General features: G+C 70.2%; 20 protein-coding genes, 1 tRNA gene and 2 riboswitches. Of the genes, 7 read left to right on the top strand and 14 right to left on the bottom strand.

Annotated elements, in window-relative coordinates:
- Window positions 1–5: 5 nt before the first annotated feature.
- Complete coding sequence (gene cobU / locus ABIC44_RS15430) at window positions 6–530, top strand: bifunctional adenosylcobinamide kinase/adenosylcobinamide-phosphate guanylyltransferase (RefSeq protein WP_354296452.1); 525 nt, start codon at window positions 6–8, stop codon at window positions 528–530.
- Complete coding sequence (gene cobO / locus ABIC44_RS15425; protein ID WP_502959856.1) at window positions 530–1129, top strand: cob(I)yrinic acid a,c-diamide adenosyltransferase; 600 nt, start codon at window positions 530–532, stop codon at window positions 1127–1129. The genes cobU and cobO overlap by 1 nt, the downstream gene beginning before the upstream one ends.
- Before the next feature lie 140 nt (window positions 1130–1269).
- On the opposite strand, the gene cobF is transcribed toward cobO, so the two are convergent.
- From cobF to cbiE, 6 genes are read right to left on the bottom strand one after another with little or no spacing between them, the layout of a single operon-like run.
- Window positions 1270–2034 (bottom strand): precorrin-6A synthase (deacetylating), encoded by a 765-nt coding sequence (gene cobF, locus ABIC44_RS15420; protein WP_354296449.1) that lies wholly within the window; start codon window positions 2032–2034, stop codon window positions 1270–1272.
- Window positions 2031–2753 carry a uroporphyrinogen-III C-methyltransferase gene (gene cobA, locus ABIC44_RS15415; RefSeq protein ID WP_354296447.1) on the bottom strand — a complete coding sequence of 241 codons (723 nt, stop codon included), beginning with the start codon at window positions 2751–2753 and terminating at the stop codon, window positions 2031–2033. The genes cobF and cobA overlap by 4 nt, the downstream gene beginning before the upstream one ends.
- The gene (locus ABIC44_RS15410) at window positions 2750–4057 is read right to left on the bottom strand and encodes a cobyrinic acid a,c-diamide synthase CobB (RefSeq protein ID WP_354296446.1); all 1308 of its coding nucleotides are present in this window, start codon (window positions 4055–4057) and stop codon (window positions 2750–2752) included. The genes cobA and ABIC44_RS15410 overlap by 4 nt, the downstream gene beginning before the upstream one ends.
- On the bottom strand, window positions 4054–4818 hold the full coding sequence (gene cobM / locus ABIC44_RS15405) for a precorrin-4 C(11)-methyltransferase (RefSeq protein ID WP_354296445.1): 765 nt from the start codon (window positions 4816–4818) through the stop codon (window positions 4054–4056). Before cobM ends, ABIC44_RS15410 begins: the two co-directional genes overlap by 4 nt.
- Entirely contained in the window at window positions 4815–5171 is a 357-nt protein-coding gene (locus ABIC44_RS15400) for a cobalamin biosynthesis protein (protein ID WP_354296443.1), read from the bottom strand. The genes cobM and ABIC44_RS15400 overlap by 4 nt, the downstream gene beginning before the upstream one ends.
- Entirely contained in the window at window positions 5165–6364 is a 1200-nt protein-coding gene (cbiE, locus tag ABIC44_RS15395; protein ID WP_354296441.1) for a precorrin-6y C5,15-methyltransferase (decarboxylating) subunit CbiE, read from the bottom strand. The genes ABIC44_RS15400 and cbiE overlap by 7 nt, the downstream gene beginning before the upstream one ends.
- Between cbiE and ABIC44_RS15390 the strand changes: the two genes are divergently transcribed.
- Entirely contained in the window at window positions 6363–7109 is a 747-nt protein-coding gene (locus ABIC44_RS15390; RefSeq protein WP_354296439.1) for a cobalt-precorrin-6A reductase, read from the top strand. The genes cbiE and ABIC44_RS15390 overlap by 2 nt on opposite strands.
- Here the strand turns inward: ABIC44_RS15390 and cobJ are convergent.
- The 7 genes from cobJ to ABIC44_RS15355 all read right to left on the bottom strand — a co-directional run bounded on the left by cobJ (window position 7085) and on the right by ABIC44_RS15355 (window position 16209).
- Window positions 7085–7834: a precorrin-3B C(17)-methyltransferase gene (gene cobJ, locus ABIC44_RS15385; protein WP_354296437.1), complete on the bottom strand. Its 750-nt coding sequence runs from the start codon at window positions 7832–7834 to the stop codon at window positions 7085–7087. The two genes, ABIC44_RS15390 and cobJ, sit on opposite strands and share 25 nt — an antisense overlap.
- A complete protein-coding gene (gene cobI, locus ABIC44_RS15380) occupies window positions 7831–8559 on the bottom strand; it encodes a precorrin-2 C(20)-methyltransferase (RefSeq protein ID WP_354296436.1) in 729 nt (242 codons plus the stop codon). The genes cobJ and cobI overlap by 4 nt, the downstream gene beginning before the upstream one ends.
- Window positions 8556–9185, bottom strand: coding sequence for a precorrin-8X methylmutase (locus ABIC44_RS15375; protein WP_354296434.1), 630 nt, complete (start codon window positions 9183–9185; stop codon window positions 8556–8558). The genes cobI and ABIC44_RS15375 overlap by 4 nt, the downstream gene beginning before the upstream one ends.
- A complete protein-coding gene (locus ABIC44_RS15370) occupies window positions 9185–10309 on the bottom strand; it encodes a ferredoxin-like domain-containing protein (RefSeq protein ID WP_354296432.1) in 1125 nt (374 codons plus the stop codon). Before ABIC44_RS15370 ends, ABIC44_RS15375 begins: the two co-directional genes overlap by 1 nt.
- Window positions 10306–13692: a cobaltochelatase subunit CobN gene (gene cobN, locus ABIC44_RS15365; protein ID WP_354296431.1), complete on the bottom strand. Its 3387-nt coding sequence runs from the start codon at window positions 13690–13692 to the stop codon at window positions 10306–10308. The genes ABIC44_RS15370 and cobN overlap by 4 nt, the downstream gene beginning before the upstream one ends.
- A 4-nt stretch (window positions 13693–13696) precedes the next feature.
- Window positions 13697–14734 carry a cobalamin biosynthesis protein CobW gene (gene cobW, locus ABIC44_RS15360; protein ID WP_354296429.1) on the bottom strand — a complete coding sequence of 346 codons (1038 nt, stop codon included), beginning with the start codon at window positions 14732–14734 and terminating at the stop codon, window positions 13697–13699.
- Window positions 14735–14915: 181 nt separating this feature from the next.
- A riboswitch (cobalamin riboswitch) is annotated at window positions 14916–15116 on the bottom strand.
- 22 nt (window positions 15117–15138) lie between these two features.
- Window positions 15139–16209: a HoxN/HupN/NixA family nickel/cobalt transporter gene (locus tag ABIC44_RS15355; protein ID WP_354296428.1), complete on the bottom strand. Its 1071-nt coding sequence runs from the start codon at window positions 16207–16209 to the stop codon at window positions 15139–15141.
- Window positions 16210–16374: 165 nt separating this feature from the next.
- Window positions 16375–16576: riboswitch (cobalamin riboswitch) on the bottom strand.
- A 109-nt stretch (window positions 16577–16685) separates the two neighbouring features.
- Here ABIC44_RS15355 and ABIC44_RS15350 point away from each other — a divergent pair.
- On the top strand, window positions 16686–17252 hold the full coding sequence (locus tag ABIC44_RS15350) for a septal ring lytic transglycosylase RlpA family protein (protein WP_354296426.1): 567 nt from the start codon (window positions 16686–16688) through the stop codon (window positions 17250–17252).
- Window positions 17253–17383: 131 nt separating this feature from the next.
- On the opposite strand, the gene ABIC44_RS15345 is transcribed toward ABIC44_RS15350, so the two are convergent.
- Window positions 17384–17460: transfer RNA gene (locus ABIC44_RS15345), tRNA-Pro, on the bottom strand.
- 192 nt (window positions 17461–17652) lie between these two features.
- Here ABIC44_RS15345 and yajC point away from each other — a divergent pair.
- From yajC to secF, 3 genes are read left to right on the top strand one after another with little or no spacing between them, the layout of a single operon-like run.
- A complete protein-coding gene (gene yajC / locus ABIC44_RS15340; RefSeq protein WP_307100460.1) occupies window positions 17653–18003 on the top strand; it encodes a preprotein translocase subunit YajC in 351 nt (116 codons plus the stop codon).
- A 4-nt stretch (window positions 18004–18007) separates the two neighbouring features.
- Entirely contained in the window at window positions 18008–19612 is a 1605-nt protein-coding gene (gene secD, locus ABIC44_RS15335) for a protein translocase subunit SecD (RefSeq protein WP_307100462.1), read from the top strand.
- A 16-nt stretch (window positions 19613–19628) separates the two neighbouring features.
- Window positions 19629–20609, top strand: a complete 981-nt coding sequence (gene secF / locus ABIC44_RS15330) for a protein translocase subunit SecF (protein ID WP_354296425.1) — start codon at window positions 19629–19631, stop codon at window positions 20607–20609.
- Window position 20610 lies beyond the last annotated feature (1 nt).

The raw sequence follows: 20610 nt of genomic DNA, 5'->3' as shown, positions 1-20610 counted from the left end.
CGGGCATGCACACGCCCCGCACCATCCTCGTCCTCGGCGGTGCCCGGTCGGGCAAGAGCCGCCATGCCCAGTCGCTGGCCGAGGCGATGACGCCGACCGGCTGCTTCATCGCGACGGCGCAGGCCTGGGACGCGGAGATGCGCGACCGGATCGCGCGGCACCAGGCCGACCGCGACGCGCGCTGGACGACCGTGGAGGCGCCGCTCACACTCCCCGAGGCCATGACCGCGCATGGCCGCGCCGACCGGGTGCTGCTGGTCGACTGCCTGACCTTGTGGCTGACCAACCTGCTGCTGGGTGAGGCCGATCTGACGGCGGCGGGGGATGCGCTGGTCGCCGCCATCGCGGACGCGCCCGGCCCCGTCGTGCTGGTCAGCAACGAGGTCGGCTTCGGCATCGTCCCCGACAATGCGCTGGCGCGCCGCTTCCGCGATGCGCAAGGGTCGCTGAACCAGCGGCTGGCGCGGGTCTGCGATGCGACCGATCTGGTGGTCGCCGGGCTGCCCCTTCGTCTTTCAGGAGAGAAATGATGCGAACCGACGCCGAACATGCCGAGCGCATGGCCAAGAAGAAGGTCGCGCAGGACAGGATGGTCGCCGCGCGCGACGCCGAAAAGGGGCTGGTCATCGTCCATACCGGCAAGGGCAAGGGCAAGACGACCGCCGCGCTGGGCATGGTGATCCGCGCGGTCGGCCACGGGATGCGCGTCGGCATGGTCCAGTTCGTCAAGGGCGCGATGACCACCGGCGAGGCGGCGGTGCTGGCGCGCTTTCCCGAGGTGGACTTCCACGCGATGGGCGAGGGCTTCACCTGGAACACCCAGGACCGCACCCGCGACATCGCCACCGCGCGCACCGCCTGGAACGAGGTGAAGCGGATGATCGCCGCCCCGGCCTATGACCTGATCGTCGCGGACGAGCTGAACATCGTGTTGCGCTATGACTATCTGCCGGTCGACGAGGTGCTGGAGGTGCTGGCGACAAAGGGCGCGATGACCCATGTCGTCATCACGGGCCGCAACGCCCCCGACGCGCTGATCGCGGCGGCCGATCTGGTGACCGACATGACGCAGGTGAAGCATCCCTTCCGCGAACAAGGCGTGAAGGCGCAGAAGGGGATCGAGTTCTAGACGTATTCCTCCCCTGCAAGGGGAGGTGGCGCGCGTAGCGCGTCGGAGGGGTGTTGCCCTATCGAGAGGGGGACACCCCTCCGTCAGGCCTGCGGCCTGCCACCTCCCCTGCAAGGGGAGGAAAGTCATGGGGCGCGCCATCACAACCCCTCCCCCACCAGATCCCCGCCCCGCCGCAGCAGGTACACATCCATGATCCACCCATGCGCCCGCCGCAGCTCCGCGCGGCGCGCCACGATCCGCTCGGCGACGTCCGCCAGCCGCCCGGACTCGATCGCTTGCTGCGCCATGCCCAGGTACGCCCCCCACCAGATCGCCGCATCCGGCTGATCCAGCGCGGTGAAGGCGCATCCGCCGTCCAGCATCACCGCGACGCTGTCCGCCCCTTGCGGCCAGCCAGTTTCGCGCAAGCGCCGCCCGGTCGTCACCATCACCGGCGCGCCGACCGCGTTGAGCGGGATGGCATGCGCCGCGCACAGCGCCTGGATGCAGGTGATTCCCGGCACCACCGTCACCCGCTCCACCGCCGCCAGCCGCCGGGCGATGCGGATCGTGCTGTCATAGAGCGAGGGGTCGCCCCAGACGAGCAACGCCACCCGCCCGCCATCCGGCAGATGCGCGGAAATCTCCGCCGCCCAGCATTCGGCGATCGCGTCATGCCAATGCTCGACCGTATCGAGATAGGCGCCCTCCGTGGCGCGCACCGGCAGGTCGAACTCGACCACCCGCACCTCCGCTCCCGCCAGCACCTGCGCGCAAATGTCGCGGCGCAGGTCGATCAGCTCGACCTTGTCGCCTTTACGCGGCAGCAGGATCAGGTTGGCGGCGCGCATCGCGGCCTCCGCGGCGCGGGTCAGGTGCTCGGGATTGCCCGTGCCGATGCCGATCAGGTCGAGATGGATCACAGATCCTCCATCAACGGGCCATAGAGGATCAGCGCCGCCTTGTCCGACACGCCCTCCGCCAGCCGCGCGGCCAGTCCGGCCACGGTCGAGCGGGTCAGCCGCTGGTCGGGACAGCCGACATGCTCGGCCATCAGCGCGGGCGTTTCGGGCGGCAGGCCATGCGCGATCAGCGCCTCGGCCAGCGCGGGGAAGGTCCGCTTGGGCATGAACACCACCGTCGTCGCGCTCGCATCGGCCAGCGCCGCCATGTTGCGGTCGGCGGGCAGCGCGCCGGTCACGTCATGGCCGGTCACGAACTGCACCCGCCGCGCCTCGGCCCGCCGGGTCAGCGGAATGGCGGCAGCGGCCGCCGCCGCGCTCGCCGCGCTGACGCCGGGGACGATCTCGAAGCCGATACCGGCCGCCTTCAGCGCGACCATCTCTTCCTCCAGCCGCCCGAAAATGCCGGGATCGCCCGATTTCAGCCGCACCACCCGCTTGCCCGCCAGGGCGTGATCGACCAACAGCCGGTCGATCTCCGCCTGTTTGGGCGAGGCGCGGCCCGCCCGCTTGCCCACTGCGATCAATTCCGCATCGGCGCGCGCATGGGTCAGCATCGGTCCGGCGGCCAGATCGTCGAACAGCACGACATCGGCCTGCCCCAGGCAGCGCACCGCCTTGAGCGTCAGCAATTCGGGATCGCCCGGCCCCGCGCCGACCAGATGGACGAAGCCCCTCACCACCAACGCGCCACCAGATGGAAGAAGGTGCCGGTCACCGCGCCCCGCCGCGATCCGGTTTCGGGCACCGCCTCGCCCTGCGCATCGACGACATGCGCAAGCGGCGCGTCAGGCTGTTCGAGGACGGTCGAATAATGGAATTCATGCCCGCCCAATACCGCGCCCTCGGGCATCCCCGCCACCTCGCCGAGGAGCGTCGCACGGCGATAACCCAGATGCATCTTGCGCTTGGCATAGCTGGTCACGAGGCCAAGCAGCCCCGCCATCCGGTGGCTGACGCCCTCGGCATCGATCAGCGCCTCGCCCAGCGCCATATAGCCACCGCACTCGCCATGGACCGGCCTGGTCCGGGCATGGTCGGCCAGTCCGGCGCGGAACCGCTCCGCCGCCGCCAGCCGCCCGGCGTGAAGCTCAGGGTAACCGCCGGGCAGCCAGACCAGATCGGCCGACGCATCCGGCGCCTCATCGGCGAGCGGCGAGAAGGGCAATATCTCCGCCCCGCCCGCGCGCCAGCCCGCCAGCATATGCGGATAGACGAAGGAGAAGGCCGCATCCTGCGCCAATGCGATCCGCTGGGCCGGTGGTGGCGGCAGGATCACGTCGGTAGCGGGGGCGGTCTTGGCATAGGCCGCCGCGCGGATCGCTTCCAAGTCGACATGCGCCGCCAGGAACGCCGCATAGTCTCCGATCAGCCGGTCGAGTTCGGGATGCTCCACCGCCTGGACTAGCCCCAGATGCCGCTCGGGCAGCACCAGATCGCCGCGCCGGGGAAGCGCGCCGAAGACCGGCAGGCCGATCTCCTCGAACCCCAGCTTGGCCAGCCGCTCGTGACGCGGGCTCGCCACGCGGTTCAGGATCACGCCGGCCACCCGCAGGTCGGGGTCATAGCGCGCAAAGCCGAGCGCGGTCGCCGCCGCCGACTGGGCCTGTCCCGACACGTCGATGACCAGCACCACCGGCCAGCCCATCCGCCGCGCCGTCTCCGCGCTGCTGCCCATGCCGGTCGCGCCGGGTCTGGCGACACCGTCGAACAGCCCCATCGAGCCCTCCGCCAGCACCAGCTCGGCATCCGCCCCCCGCTGCCCCAGCGTATCGAGCAATGGCGCAGGCATCGCCCAGCCGTCGAGGTTGAACGACGCCCGCCCGCACGCCGCGCGGTGAAAGGCGGGGTCGATATAGTCGGGGCCGCTCTTGAACGGCTGCACCGCCACCCCCGCATCGCGAAATGCGCGAAGCAGGCCCAGCATCACCGTCGTCTTGCCGGTGCCCGAGGCGGGCGCGGCTATCATCAATCCTGGCGTCATTCGATCGTGTTCCCAGGACGATAGCGACGGTCATAGCCCTCGGCGTATAACCGGCTCTCGGCGAAATCGCTCTGGTCCAGGACACGCCCGACCAGGATCAGCGCGGTCCGCTCGGGGCCGTCGGCAGCCGCCGCCTCGATGGTGGACAGAGTCGCGCGGACGATTCGCTGCTCGGGCCAGCTGGCGCGCCAGACGATCGCGACGGGGCAGTCCGCGCCGTAATGCGGGGTCAGGTCGGCGACGACCCGCGCCAGATTGTGGATCGACAGATGGATGGCCAGCGTCGCGCCGGTTGCGGCGAAGGCGGTCAGCGTCTCCCCCTCGGGCATGGCGCTGGCGCGACCGGGGGTGCGGGTCAGGATCACCGACTGGGCGATGCCGGGCAGGGTCAGCTCGCTCTCCAGCGCCGCCGCCGCCGCCGCGAAGGACGGCACGCCGGGCGTGACCGACACCGGGATGCCCAGTTCGCGCAACCGCCGCACCTGCTCGCCCATCGCCGACCAGACCGACAGGTCGCCCGAATGCAGCCGGGCGACATCCTGGCCTTTGCGATGCGCGTCGGAAATCTCGGCCATGATCTCGTCGAGCGTCATCGGCGCGGTGTTCACGATTTTCGCGCCCGGCGGGCAATGCGCCAGCACCGCCTCGGGCACCAGCGATCCGGCATAGAGGCATACCGGGCAGGCCGCGATCAGGTCGCGCCCCCGCAGGGTCAGCAGATCGGGGGCGCCGGGTCCGGCGCCGATGAAGTGAACGGTCATTGGTCGGGTCCTTGGGCGATGGCGCAGGTCGCCATGCGGTCGGAGGAAATCAGGCGGGGCACGACGATCCGCGCGCCCGGCCCGGCGGCGGCGAGCGCGACCGCCTCGGCCACGCTGCCGACGCCGCGACGGGCGAGGCTGACGGTCGAGCGGGTCGGCGTATCCAGGCCGTCCAGCAGGGCCGCGTCGATCGGATGGACGGACAGGCCCTGCCCTTCGGCAAATTCGGCGATGACGGCCGCGCGGTCGGCGGGCACGGCCAGCGCATCGGGGCGAATCCCCGCCGCCGCCAGCGCGCTGCGGAAGGAATCGGGGGTCGCCCCCGCCCGGCATCCGAACCCGGCGATCACCATGCGACCCGCCACTGGACGATGGGATAGCTGGCCTTCCAGCCGCGCTTCGTCCCCAGCGGCCGCGCCTGGGCCAGTTCGATCCGCAACAGCTCGCCCCCGAAACGGGCATGACACTCGGCCAGCAAAGCCTCCGTCTCCAGCGTCACCGCATGCGCGACCAGGCGGCACCGGGGCAGGCCGCGCAAGGCCTCGACCAGCGGCCGCGACAGGCCGCCGCCGACGAACACCGCATCGGGATGCGGCCGGTCGGCGAGCCGGTCGAGCGCATCCCCCTCGACCAGTTCGAGCCGCTCGACGCCCAGCCGCAGGGCATTGTCGCGGGCGCGGGCCAGCCGGTCGGGATCGCGCTCGAAACCGATGGCGCGGGTCGTCGGGTCGCTCAGCAGCCATTCGATCGCGACCGACCCCGAACCGGCGCCGATATCCCACAATAGCTCACCGGCACGCGGAGCCAGCGCCGACAGTGCAAGCGCGCGGACGGGGCGCTTGGTGATCTGTCCGTCATGCGCGAACCAGTCATCGTCCAGCCCGCTCGCGCAAGGCAGCGCGCGGCCATCTCCCGCAGGCTCGATCGCCACCGCGACCGGGTGCGCGATGTCGGCCCAGTCGAGCGTCGCCGCCGTCGTCCGCCGCACCCGCTCGCGCGGCCCGCCCAGCGCCTCCAGCACGGTCAACACGCTGTCGCCGAAACCCTGATCGACCAGCCAGGCGGCGAGCCCCGGCACCGCCGCCCCATCGCGCATCAGCGCCAGCACCCGCCGCCCTGGTGCCAGATGCGGGCGCAGCGTCTCGATGGGCCGGGCGTGCAGCCCGACGCTCCGGATCGTCTCGACCGACCAGCCCAGCCGCGCGGCCGCCAGCGACAGGGTCGAGGGGGCGGGATGGGCGATCCACTCGCCCGGCTCCAAATGGCGAGTCACGACCGACCCCGCGCCGAACCAGAAGGGATCGCCCGAGGCGAGCATCACCACCCGTTCCCCCCGCCGGTCGAGGAGCATCGGCACCCCGTCCGCGAACGGCACCGGCCACACGATGCGCCGCGCCGCGCCGCGCTCGGGCAGCAGCGACAGGTGACGCGGCGCGCCCATCACGCTATCGGCGGCCTCGATCGCGGCGCGTGCGGGGGCGGTCAGGCCGTCCCAGCCATCCTCGCTGATCCCGACGATCGTCAGCCAGGGTCCGGAGTCAGCCATGCGCCATATCCTTCTGCTCGGCGGCACGACCGAGGCGAGCGCGCTGGCCACCGCGCTGGCGCAGCGTGGCGAGCGGGCGGTGCTGAGCTATGCGGGCCGCACCGAAACGCCGCGCGCGCAGGCGATCCCGACGCGGGTCGGCGGCTTTGGCGGCGTCGAGGGGCTGGCCGATCATATGACCTGCGAGGGCGTGACGCATCTGGTCGATGCCACCCACCCCTTCGCGGCGCGCATCAGCGCCAATGCGATCGCGGCGGCCGAGTTGGCGGGCGTGAAGCTGCTCGCATTGACCCGACCCGCCTGGGAAGCCGGCCCTGGCGACCGCTGGATTCGCGTCGCCGATACGGCGGAGGCCGTGGCTGCGCTGGGCAGCCAGGCGGCACGAATCTTCCTCGCGCTCGGTCGCCAGACCATCGGGGACTTCGCCGATGCTGCGCAGCATTTCTATCTGCTGCGCTTCGTCGATGCCGCCGAGGTCCCCGCCCTGCCGCGCCATCATCTGGTCGTGGATCGCGGCCCCTTCACGCTGGCGGGCGAACGGGCCCTGCTGCGCGAACATGGAATCGAGGTCATCGTCGCCAAGAATGCGGGCGGCGCGGGTGCGCGGGCCAAGCTGGAGGCGGCGCGCGAACTCGGGCTGCCGGTCGTGATGATCGACCGTCCCTTCATCCCCGACCGGCCTCAGGTGGAGAGCGTCGCGGCGGTGCTCGACTGGCTCGATCACGGCGTCGTCCGGGGGGTGTAGAGGATCGGGCGGCCCGAGTGCGGGATCATCCGCGTGCGGCTGGACCCGATGATGACGACGGTGCGCATGTCCGCCATCTCGCCCCGCGCCTGGGGCAAGGGCACGATGCGCAGATGCTCCTCCGGAGTCGAGACGGCGCGCGCGAACAGGACCGGGCGGTCGTCGCCGCACGCATCGCACAGCAGCGCAAAGGCCGCGTCCAGCGCATCGGGCCGCGCCTTGGACCGGGGATTGTAGAGCGCGATGGCGAAATCCGCCTCCGCCGCCAGCCGCAGCCGCCGCTCGATCAGCGCCTGCGGCTTGAGGTTGTCGGACAGGTTGATCGCGCAGAAATCATGGCCCAGCGGCGCGCCTGCGCGCGCGCTCGCCGCCAGCATCGCGGTGATGCCGGGCAGGACGCGGATGTCCAGGTCGTGCCAGCGGGCCGGGTCTTCCTCCACCCGCTCGAAGATCGCAGCCGCCATGGCGAAGACGCCCGGATCGCCCGAAGACACCACGACGACCCGCGCGCCCGCCTCGGCCATTTCCAGCGCATGGAGCGCGCGGTCACGCTCGACCCGATTGTCGCTGGCATGGCGGGTCAGGCCGGGGCGCTCGGGCACGCGCGCGACATAGGGGATATAGCCGACCACATCGGTCGCCTCCGCCAGCGCCGCCGACACCTCGGGCGTGACCATCGCGTCCGCCCCCGGCCCCAGCCCCGCAACGATCAGCCAGCCGCTCATGGCCGCCGCCCCTGCCCATGGATCAGCGCGATCGAGAAATAGGGGGCGGGCGCGTCCTCCACCTCCGCCAGCCGCCGCACGCGCTCGCCCGACTGGGCGGCATGTTCGATCAGCCACGCCTGGTCCGACCGCCCCGCCGCCGCGATGGCGCGGCGCAGCTTGGGCAGATGGCGGCCGATCTTCATCACGACCAGCGCATCGGTCTCGGCGATGCGGCGGGTCAGTTCCGGCTCGGGCAGGGTCGCCATCGCGACGGTCAGCACATCGTCGCCCCAGGTGATCGGCGCGCCGCTGGCGGTCCAGGCGCCCGACATGCCGGTGATGCCCGGCACCACCGCGACGGGGGCATGGGGCCGCAGCCGGCTGTGCAGGTGCATGAACGAGCCGTAGAAGAAGGGATCGCCCTCGCACAGCACCACCACATCCTCACCGCGCTGCACCAGCGACAGGATATGCGCGGTGCAGGTCGCGTAGAAGGCCGACAGGCATTCATTGTAGCGCGGATCGGTGAAGACGATCTCGGTCGTGACCGGATAGTCCATCGGATATTCGACCACATCGTCCCGCAACATGCCCTCGACGATGGTGCGCGCATGGCCGCGCCGCCCGGCCTTGCGGAAATAGGCGACGTGCCGGGCCCCGCGCACCAGCCGGTCGGCGCGGACGCTCATCAGGTCCGCCGCGCCGGGGCCGAGGCCGACGCCGTGGATCGTGCCCGTCGTCATTCGGCGCGGCTCGCCAGCGCGTTGATCGCCGCGACGGTGATCGCGCTGCCCCCCGGGCGGCCCTTCACGATGGCGCAAGGAACGGGCAGCGCCTCCCACAGCGCGTCCTTCGACTCCATCGCGCCGACAAAGCCGACCGGACAGCCGATGATCGCCGCCGGGCGCGGACAGTCCGGGTCTTCCAGCATGGTCAGCAGGTGGAAGAGCGCGGTCGGCGCATTGCCGATCGCCACCAGCGCCCCCGCCAGATGCGGTCGCCACAGCTCCAGCGCGGCGGCGGAGCGGGTCGTGCCCATCTCCTTGGCCAGTGCGGGCACCGACGGATCGCGCAAGGTGCATATCACCGGATTGTCGGCGGGCAGCCGCGCGCGCGTGACGCCTTCGCTGACCATATGCGCGTCGCACAGGATCGCCGCGCCCGCCGCCAGCGCCTGCCGCCCCGCCGTCGCGAAGCCGCGCGAGAAGTGGATCGACGGCGCCAGTTCGACCAGCCCGGCGGCATGGATCATGCGGACCGCGACCGGCTCCTCCTCCGCATCGAAGCGGGCGAGCTCCGCCTCGGCGCGGATGATGGCGAAGGACTGGCGATAGATCGCCGCGCCATCGGTTTCGTAACTATAGGGCATCAACAGGCTCCGAGAAGCGCGACCGCCCGCTCGGGCGACAATCCGGTGTGAAGCGGTGCCGCCCCGGCGCGGGCGTGGCGGGCCAGATCGAAAGCCCCCTCGCGCCCGGTCAGCACCCAGTCCGCCGCCCGTGCCCGCGCGCAGCCCTTCGCGCAACCCGAGACGTGCAGACGCCCCTCGATCAGCGGCGCGAGGCGGGCGGCCAGATCGCGGGTCTCGACGCTCGCCTGCGGACAGGCTGGCGCGCCGACACAGGCGTCGACATGCAGGATCGGCGCATCGTCCAGCACCATGCCGGTGGCCGGTCGGGGAGCGAGGCCCTCCGCGATCAGCAGCCGCCACGGGGTCAGCCGAACGGCACAGCCATGACTGCGGACAAAGGCGGCCAGCGCCGATGCCCCGATCCGGCCAAACGGCAATCCATAAACCGCACCGACCGGATGGCCGCCCGGCCGCATCGGCGGGCCGCCCGTACCCGGCACCGCATCGCCGCTCGCCCAGTCGGGCAGATCGGCCACGTGGCGCGCCATCCGTCCGGCGGCGGCGCCCTCGCTCTCGACGAACCAGTGCGCCAGCCGGATCAGCGAATCGGCGGCGGTCCGGCGCGTAACGCGCATGCCCGCCGCCCGGCCATCGGCGCGCAGCAGCAAGTCCCCATCCGCCCCCCGCTCGATCCGGAAATCGGCGGGCGCTTCCATCAGCATCGGGGTCGGCCCCGCATCGATCGCAAAGCCGATCTTGCTCGGCAGATCGGGCAAGTCGGGCAGCCGCGCGCGCAACTCGGTCGCGATGCCGTGCGAATCGTCGCCCTCGCGCCAGTCGGGATTGATCAGGATCGCGCCCCGCGCCTCGCGCACCGGATCGGGATCGACCAGCCCCAGCGCGCGGAGCGCCTCGACCATCGGGGGCCAGCTCCGCTCGGTCGCGCCGCGCAGTTGCAGGTTCGCGCGGGCGGTCAGGTCGATCTGGCCATTGCCATGGGCGTTCGCGGCCTCGCACAGCCCCTCGACCTGATGCGCCTCCAGCCGGGCGAGCGGCGGGCGGACCCGGACCAACAGGCCGTCGCCCGCCATCATCGGCCGCCACGCATCGGGGCACCAGCCCTTGACCACGAACCCGCTCATGCCGCGCCGTCCAGCATCGCCAGCACCGAGTTGCGCCGCGTCCGCCACAGCCCCGCCGCATGAAGCGCCGCAAACCGCGCCTCCATCGCCGCCAGCGCCTGCGGGTTCGCCTGCGCCATGAAGTCGCGCACCTCGTCACGGGCCAGCGTCGCGTCCCAATACAAGTCGATCAGCGACGCAGGCACCACGTCCGCCAGATGCGCGAAGCTGCCCAGATGGTCGAGCGTCGCCGCGATCTCCGCCGCGCCGCGAAAGCCATGCGCCATCATTCCCGCCACCCAGCGCGGATGGGCGGCGCGGGCATGGACGGTGCGGGCGATCTCCTCGGCCAGCGTCCGCGCCCTGGGGCTGGCCGGATCGCGCGTGTCGAGATGATAGAGCGACGCCGCCCCCTCACCCAGCGCCGCCCGCGCCGCCGCGAAGCCCGCCTGATGCGCGGCATAGTCCGCCGCCAGCAGCAGGTCGCTTTCGGGGAGGTCATGGACATGGACAAAGGCCTGTGCCCCCGCCACCCGCGCGGCGATCCCGGCCGCGTCGCGCCGGTCGCCATCGTCGAGCGCGGTGGTGGAGGCGGCGAGCCAGCTTTGCCCCACCGCGATCCGCGCGGCCTCGTCATAGCCCGCCTCCGGGTCCAGCCCGATGCCATAACGGCCCGGCGCGGGGCCATAGACGCGCGGTGTCGCCTGCCCGACATAGGGGTTCCATTCGGGCTCTTCGTCACGCTGGCCGAGAGCCCGCACCGCCTGCCCGAACAATGCGACCAGATGCGGAAAGGCATCGCGGAACAGCCCCGACACGCGCAACGTCACATCGACGCGCGGCCGGTCGAAGCGCATCAGCGGCATCACCTCGAACCCCGTCACCCGTTCCGAGCGATGGTCCCATAGCGGCTCGACCCCGATCAGATGGAGCGCCATGGCGAATTCCTCGCCCGCGGTACGCATCGTCGCCGATCCCCAGAGATCGACGATCAGGGTGCGCAGGTGATCGCCCTCCTCCTGCATATGCCGCCGGACCAGTTCCTCGGCGAGCTTGACCCCTTGCGCCTGCGCGGCGCGGCTCGGCACCGCGCGCGGATCGATGGCATAGAGGTTGCGGCCCGTCGGCAACACATCGGCGCGGCCCCGGTAGGGCGAACCCGATGGCCCCGCCGCCACCCGTCGTCCGTCCAGCCCCGCCAGCAGCCCGGCCCGCTCGGCCGCGCCCTGTTCGCCGCGCCCGAAGACATGGAGCCCCTCGCCGAACTGGCTGTCCTTCACATCGCAGACAAAGGCGTCGATCCGGGCGAGCGGATCCTCCGCCCCCGCCAGCCCCAGCGTCTCGCCCAGCCCGACGCTGTCCGCCTCCTCCGCGATCAACCCGCGCAGCCGGTCGCGGCGCGCGGGGTCGAGGCCATCGGCATTGGCATATTCGTCGAGCAACGCTTCCAGCCGCCCCAGCCCCGCGCCCGTCTCCGCCTGGACCAGCGCCGGGGGGACATGGCCGAGGGTGACCGCGCCCAGCCGCCGCTTGGCCTGCGCCGCCTCGCCCGGATCGTTGACGATGAAGGGATAGAGGACCGGCCAGTCACGGGCCAGCGCCTCGGGCCAGCAGGCGTCTGACAGCGCGACCGCCTTGCCGGGCAGCCACTCCAACGTGCCATGCGCGCCGACATGGACCAGCGCGTCGATCGCTTGCGCGCGGAGCCAGAGATAGAAGGCGACATAGGCGTGGCGGGGACAGCGCGACAGGTCGTGATAATCCTCGCCCCGTGCGCTCGGTCGGCCGCGTTCGGGCTGGAGCGCGACGATCGCCTTGCCCAGCGCCAGCGCGGGGAAGTGGAAGGCGTCGCCCTCGACCAGCGGATCCTGCTCGACCGCGCCCCAGCTTTCGAACAGATCGGCGCGCAACGCTTCGGGTAATGTGGAAAGTGCGTCGTGATACGCCGCCACCGGCCATGCGATTCGGTTGGCGAGCAACGCGGCGGGCAAATCCGACGGGGCTTCCACATCATAACCGGCCTCGCGCAGATCGCCGAGGATGGCCTCGGTCGAGGCGAAACCGTCCAGCCCGACCGCATGCGCCGCCTGCCAGTCCTTGCCCGGATAGGTGGACAGCAGGATCGCCAGCCGACGCTCCGCCGCCGGGGTCGTGGCCAGCCTCGCCCAGCCCGCAACCTTGTCCGCCACGGCGGCGATCCGCGCGGGCTCGGCGCGGTGGAGACGCAGCGCGATGTCGAAATCGGGGTCGCGCTCGCCGGGTTGCTTGAAGCTGATGACCCCTGCGAACAGCCGTCCGTCGATCTCGGGCAGGACGACGTGCATGGCGAGGTCGGCGGGCGACAGGCCCCGCGCCGAACCCGCCCAACCCTCGCGGTCGCTGGTCGCGAGCGCGATCTGGAACACCGGCACGCCCGCCCCGTCGAGCGGCGTGGTGTCGTCCTCGCCGCGTGCGGAGAAGGCGGTGGCATTGACGATCGCGGCGGGGGTGAGCGCCTTCACCCAGCGCGCGATCCACGGGCCTGCGCCTTCGGCTTTCAGCGAGGGGACGAACAGCGCCACAGGGTCGAAGCCGCGTTCGGTCAGGGCGGCGTGGAGGGCGGCGATGGGTTCCAGATCGGCGGAGGCGAGATAGGCGCGGTAGAAGGTGATGAGGACGCGGGGGCGGGTGACGTTGGTCAGTGCGGTTGCAGGGCAACTCAGACCTTCCGGCGACCAGCCTCCAACGCTTGGCATCTTAAAGCCCCTCTCCCGGCAGGGGGAGGGGTTGGGGAGGGGCAATGCCGCAAGCGACGTCGTTTGTGGATAGGGCCCTCCCCCATCCCCTCCCGCCTGCGGGAGGGGCGTGCCCGGGGCAGTCGTGTCGAGCGAAAGCCACTCTCCCGGCAGGGGGAGGGGTTGGGGAGGGGCAAGGGCCACAGGCGACGCCACCGCCGACAAAGCGCCCAAAACCATCGCCGCCGCCTCCGCCCCTCCGGCATCGCACAGCGCCGTCAGCCGCCGCGCCACCGCCTCACCCACGGTGGACGCCGCCATCAACCGCCGGTCCTCCCGCCCATCCGCCGCCAGCACCGCCAGCGCGATGCCGCGCTCGCGCGCCAGCCGCTCGACTTCGCGCAGGCCATATTCCCAGTACGCCGCCCCGCCAATCAGCCGGATCAGGATCGCCTTCGCATGCGCCAGCGTCTGTTCGACATAGGTGTCGACCGACAGGGGATGGACCAGCGCCGCCAGATTGGCGAGCCGCAGCGACCAGGGAAATCCCCCTGCCCGCCAGCCCGCCGCAAAGGCGCTCAGGTCGCTGTCGGAAAAGGACAGCACCACCACGTCACCGGGGCGTTGCCCCAGATCCTGCGGAACCGCCTGTTCCTCCAGCCCATGGCTCTCGCGAAAGACGAGATGCACGCGCCTAGCCCTTCAGCACGCCCTCGATCGCGGCACGGTCGATCCGGTCATGCTCGGCGATGACGACCAGCCGGGTGCCGCGCGGCTCGCCCGCGCCCCAGGGACGGTCGTAGCTGGTGCGCACCCGGCGGCCGACCGCCTGGACCAGCAGCCGCATCGGCTTGCCCGCGACCGCCGCATAACCCTTTACGCGCAGGATATCCTGCTGCTCGGCGAGCGTGACGATGCGCGCGGCGATCGCCTCGGGGCTCTCCACCTCGCCCAGCATCACCGAGAGGCTGTCGAAATCGTCATGCTCGTGATCGTCCGCGCCGTCATGGTGCGAGGGGCGCGCGGCGATGTCGTCCTCGGCGGCGGCCTCCAGGCCCAGCACGATCTCGGCCGAGACGATGCCGTCGACCGCCTCGACCATGGGCAGCGGGCGCGGGGCCTCGGCGGCGATGATCGCGCGCGCCTTGGCGACGCCCTCCACCCCGGCCAGATCGGCCTTGGTCAGCAGGACAAGGTCGGCGCACGCCAGTTGATCCTCGAACACCTCGGACAACGGGGTTTCATGGTCCAGGCTGGGGTCGGCGGCGCGCTGCGCCTCGACCGCATCGAGATCGGGGGCGAAGCGGCCCGCCGCGACGGCCTCGGCATCGGCCAGCGCCACCACGCCGTCGACGGTGATGCGCGAGCGGATGGCGGGCCAGTCGAACGCCTTGAGCAGCGGCTTGGGCAGCGCGAGCCCCGAGGTCTCGATCAGGATGTGATCGGGACGCGGCTCCATCGCCAGCAGCTTTTCGACCGTCGGGATGAAGTCGTCGGCGACGGTGCAGCAGATGCAGCCATTGGCCAGCTCGACGATATTCTCCGCCGGGCAGTCGGGGATGGCACAGCTTTGCAGGATGTCGCCATCGACGCCCAAAGTGCCGAATTCGTTGACGACGACCGCCAGACGACGACCGCCCGCATGGCGGATCAGGTGGCTGATGAGCGTGGTCTTGCCGGCGCCCAGAAAGCCGGTGACGATGGTGACGGGGACCTTGCTGAGGTCACGCATGCTATTTCTCCGACGCGCCGGACGAGCGAGCGCGGACACGGGACCGATCGCCGGAGCGGTGACGGACGGGCGCTGTCGAATGCGTCCGCCCCGCGTGTCGGCGACCGATGCGGCCCCGGCCGCATGGCTTCGTCGCTCCCCGACGGAGAACCGTGCCCCGACCACCCCCTGGGTCCAGGCAAGAGCGACCATGACGCCGGCAGGTCTCCTGGCTCGCGGGTCAAAGCGAGCGGATGCGCCTTCCCGGATCGCTCCAGTGGCCGTGCCTCCGATGGGGCACCAGCATCGCTCGCTCGCCGCTTACAGTTGCAGGGACAGCCGGGGATTTGCACCCCATTCCCGTTTCAAAGCCCCAAGGGGCACCGGCGCGATCTTCGGAGCGTTTCGGCCCCGATGTGCGGCATTTATCCCGCCGCGCCGGGCTTGGCAATTCGCGCCTCCATCGCGGCGAACCCGCGCCAGCGATAGAGGAGGAAACTCGCCCCCCAGCAGATCACGAACAGCCCGACGATGGCGAAGCCCAGCACGTTGAAATGCTCTGACAGCGCCCCCGCATAGCGGAACGGCCCCGCCGTCCAGCCGAACCGCTCGGCGAGCAACGCGGTCGCCTGGATGCCGCCGATCACCAGCGCGACCAGCGCCGAGACCAGGGTGATCGTCATATTATAGTAGAGCTTGCGAAGCGGATGGACGAACGCCCATTCGTACGCGCCCAGCATCACCAGCCCATCGGCGGTGTCGATCAGCGCCATGCCCACCGCGAATAATATGGGGAAGACCAGGATCGTACCGAGCGATATGCCGTCGGCGGCGTGTGCGCCCGAAAGGCCCAAAATCGCGACCTCGGTCGCGGTGTCGAAACCCAGCCCGAACAGGAAGCCGAGCGGCGCCATGTGCCAGCTGCGGCGGATCAACCGGAACAGCGGACGGAAGAGGCGCGACAACGGCCCCTGCCCCGAAAACATCATCGCAGCATCCGCCTCCGCCATCGGCTCACCGCGCGCGACCCGGCGGAACCGGGTCCAGACATCGCGCAGGATGATGAGGTTCATGATCGCGATGGCGAACAGGAAACTCGCCGAGACGATGGTGGCGATGGTCCCGCCGCTCTGCCCGAACGCCTCGAAGTCGGACAGGGTGCTGGCGGCGAGCGCGACCGTGGTCGCCGCGATCAGGACGATGGCGGAATGGCCGATCGCGAACCACAGCCCGACCGCGATGGGTCGCTGCCCGTCCTGCATCAGCTTGCGGGTGACATTGTCGATGGCGGCGATGTGGTCGGCATCGACCGCATGGCGCAGCCCCAGGCTATAGGCGAGCAAAGCGGTGCCGAGCATCAGGCTGTTGCCCGCGAAGACGCTCAGCGCCCAGCCCCAGACGGCGATATTGACGAAGACCAGCGCGCCCATCAGCAGCGCGACCCGCTTCTTCAGCGGCAACCGGGCGCGCGGCGCTCCGGCATGATGGTAGGACATGGGTGATACCCCCGGCGTCATTGCGACAAGGGCCGAACTCCGCTGTCGCGGTCACCACCCCACCCCACGGACGCACGCCGGGCGGGATGGCCGATTCGTCTCGGCCGATGGGCGTCGCTCGCATGATACAATATATCCAGCCGGTGACCATCCCCTGGATCGCGGCAAGAGCGACTCGCACTGGCAGGTCTCCTGGCTTGCGGGTCGAAGCGCACGCGACACGGCCTTCCCGGATGGCTCCAGTGGCTGTCCCCTGTCGCAGGGACCGGCGTCGCTCGCTCACCGCTTACAGTTGCAGGGACAGCTGGGGATCTTCACCCCATTCCCGTTTCAAGCCCCGAGGGGCACCGGCGCGATTGACCGGCGGTCGGGCTGAAAGCCGTTGCCGGTCGGCACGGGGATAGTCTGCGGCGGGTGGAGGCGCAAACCGCTTTATCGGGCCGGACGCGCGGCTTAATCCGGATCACATGGTGGATGTGAGAAGATGGCGCCGCTGGGCGCCGGCGGCGGCGTGCCTGGTCGCGGCGTGTTCGGGCGGGAATTACCGGCCGGTCAGCGATTATCCGGTGCGGATCGGCAAGCCCTATACGGTGCGCGGCGTCACCTATGTGCCCGCCGAGGACGCGACCTATGACATGCTGGGCTATGCGAGCTGGTATGGCAACGAATCGGGCAAGCGCACCGCGAATGGCGAGCGTTTCCGCCCCGGCTGGGCGACGGCGGCGCACACCACCCTGCCGCTGCCCAGCTATGTCGAGGTGACGGCGCTGGACACGGGGCGGCGGATCATCGTGCGGGTCAATGATCGCGGGCCGTTCGCGGGATCGTCGCGGATCATCGACCTGTCGCGCGGTGCCGCCGAACAGCTCGGCCTGCGCGCGGTCGGCAAGGCGGCAGTACGGGTGCGGCGGGTGGAGCCGGACGAGAAGGACCGCGAACGCCTGCGCCACGGCAAGGCGGCGCGGCCATTGCCGCCGGTATCGGATGCTGTGCGGGCGAATCTGCTGTCGCAGATCGCGGCGGCGGGCATGACGGTGCGGTAAATGTCGTCATCCCGGCGATGAGGGCCGCCAAGGGCCCTCGCCTCCGCCGGGGCGAGGATCGGCATATCGCCCATAACGAAAGAGCGGGCTTTCGCCCGCTCCGCCGTCATCCGCCAATGTTGGAAGAAGATTGGTCGGGGCGACAGGATTCGAACCTGCGACCCCCACACCCCCAGTGTGATGCGCTACCAGGCTGCGCTACGCCCCGACCGAGCGGCGGCCTCTAGGCGGGTTTTCCGAAGGATGCAAGCCTTGATGTGAAGATAGTGCGCACCCCACATCCGGCGCTCCATTGCGCCTGTTCGCCTGCGATGGTAGCGGGCAGGCTATCCGACATGGGGGCTGGTCGATCGTTCGCGGTCGGCGGGTACCCGTGCCCATTCAGCATAGACGGGTCCGAATGTTCATTCCCTTCACCGCCCCAGTCGCCGCGATGGCTGCCGCCACCGGGGCCACCGCATCGAGCGGCGCCGCCTCGTTCCTCAGCCTGGCGCCGCTGCTCCTCGTCTTCGTGGTCTTCTATTTCCTGATGATCCGCCCGCAACAGCGCCGCATGAAGACGCTGCAAGCCTCGATCGAGGGGGTCAAGAAGGGCGATCAGGTCACCACGGCGGGCGGCATCGTCGGCAAGGTGACCCGCGTCGAGGACCAGCTGGTCGAGGTCGAGATCGCCCCGAACGTCCGCGTCCGGGTGGTCAAGGCGACGTTGACCGACGTGGTCAATCCGAACGCCAAGCCCGCGAACGACTGACCCGATGCTGGATTTCCCCCGCTGGAAGGTCGCTTCCATCGTCGCGCTGCTGGCGGCCCTGTGCCTGCTGGCGATCCCGAGCTTTCTGCCCGAGAGCGTCACCAACACCTGGGGTTCGATTCCGCACCCGCGCGTGAACAAGGGCCTCGATCTGGCGGGCGGCAGCTATCTGCTGCTGGAGGCGGACACCGCCGACCTGGCCAATTCGCGGCTGGAGACGATGCGCGACCAGGTGGCGGCGGAGATGCGGCGCGGCAATCCGCGCATCGAGATCGGCGACATCTCGGTCCGCGGCGGACAGCTCAGCTTCATGCTGCGCGATCCGACTCAGGTCGATGCGGCGCGTGAGCGGCTGCTGTCGATCACCGGCGGCGGGGCGGGCATGACCGGCCAGCGCGAATGGGACATCCAGGTCGTCGACACCTCGCGCTTCGTGCTGAAGCCGACCCAGGCGGGCCTGACCCAGGCGGTCGACACCGCGATGAAGACCGCGACCGAGGTCGTGCGTCGCCGCATCGACGCGCTGGGCACCAAGGAGCCCACCATCCTTCAGCAGGGCTCGAACCGCATCGTGGTGCAGGTGCCGGGGCTTCAGGATCCGCAGCAACTCAAGGACCTGATCGGCAAGACCGCCAAGCTGGAGTTCAAGCTGGTCGACACGACCGCCAACCCGGCCGAGGTGGTCAAGGGCAACGCCCCCGCCGGCAGCCAGGTCCTGCCCTATCCGGGTAATCCGCTGGGCGCGCCGGTGATCGCGGTAAAGCGGCCGGTCATCATCTCGGGCGACCAGCTGATCGACGCGCAGCAGACCTTCGACCAGCAGACCAACGCGCCGCAGGTGGCGATCACCTTCGACGCGCAGGGCGGTCGCAAGTTCGCGCGGATCACGCAGGAAAATACCGGCAAGCCGTTCGCTATCATCCTCGATGGCCAGGTGCTGTCGGCGCCCAATATCAACGAACCGATCCTGGGCGGTCGCGCCCAGATCATGGGCAACTTCACCGTCGACACCGCCAACCAGCTGGCGATCTCGCTGCGTTCGGGCAAGCTGCCGATCGATCTGAAGGTCGTCGAGGAACGCACCGTCGGCCCCGATCTGGGCGCCGATTCGATCCGCGCCGGTATCCTGGCCTCGGCGATCGCGGCGGTCGCCGTCATCGTCTTCATGACCGTCACCTATGGCCGGTTCGGCATCTATGCGAACATCGCGGTCGTCATCAACGTGCTGGTCATCCTGGCGGTCATGGCGATGCTGAACGCGACGCTGACCCTGCCGGGTATCGCGGGCTTCATCCTGACCATCGGCACCGCGGTCGACGCCAACGTGCTGATCAACGAGCGTATCCGCGAGGAACGCAGGCGCGGGCGAAGCGTCATCCAGTCGGTCGAGCTGGGCTATAAGGAAGCCAGCCGCACCATCTTCGAGGCGAACGTGACCCACGCCATTTCGGGCGTCATCATGCTCGTGCTGGGCTCGGGCCCGGTCAAGGGCTTCGCGGTCGTGCTGCTGATCGGCATCGTGACCAGCGTGTTCACGGCCGTTACCTTCACGCGGATGCTCGTGGCGCTGTGGTTGCGCCGCGAAAAGCCCAAGACCATCAATATTTGAGGCAGGAGAACAGATCATGCGCCTCCTGAAACTCGTCCCCGACAACACGAACATCGACTTCGTCCGCCTGCGCGGCTGGGCGTTCGGGCTGACGCTCGCGCTCACCCTGCTGGCGGTCGGCGTGACGTTCGCCAGGGGTCTCAATCTGGGCGTCGACTTTGTCGGCGGCCTGATGATCGAGGAGAAATTCCCCACCCCGCCCTCGGCCGACCGCGTGCGTTCGGTCATCGACGGGCTGGGCGTCGGCGAAGCCAATATCCAGACGGTCGGCGACGGCCGGACCATCAGCATCCGCCTGCCCGCCCCGGCCTCCAACGACGAAGGCGCGACCAACGCCGTCGTCCACAAGGTCGAGACCGCGCTGGGCCAGCAATTCCCCGGTGCGACCTTCAGCCGTTACGACACGGTGTCGGGCAAGGTGTCGGGCGAGCTGATCAAGCACGGCGTGCTGGCCGTCGTCCTGGCGATCCTGGGCATCGGCCTGTTCGCCATCTTCCGCTTCGAATGGCAGTTCGGCGTGTCGACCATCGTCGCCATCGTCCACGACCTTCTCGTCACGCTGGGCTTCTTCGCGATCACCCGGTTCGAGCTGGACCTGACGATCATCGCGGCGTTCCTGACCATCATCGGCTATTCGATCAACGACAAGATCGTGATCGACGACCGTATCCGCGAGAATATGCGCCGCTATCGCAAGATGGACATGCGCGAGATCATCAACCTGTCGGTGAACGAGACGCTGCCGCGCACGGTGATGACCTCGGTCACGATCCTGCTGGCGCTGATCGCGCTGCTGCTGCTGGGCGGCCATGTGCTGCGCGGCTTCACTGCGGCGATGATCCTGGGCATCGTGGTCGGCACCTATTCGTCGATCTACGTCTCGTCCTCGCTGCTCATCACGCTGGGCCTGCGCGCCGAGCCGAACCGCGAAAAGCCGGGCACGACCGACAAGCGCAGCATCGCCGACGCCGAGCGCATCACCCCGCGAGAGGGGTGAG

Source organism: Sphingomonas sp. 1185 (assembly GCF_040544655.1).
GTDB lineage: Bacteria > Pseudomonadota > Alphaproteobacteria > Sphingomonadales > Sphingomonadaceae > Sphingomonas.
This window is presented reverse-complemented; position numbering and strand designations above follow the sequence as displayed.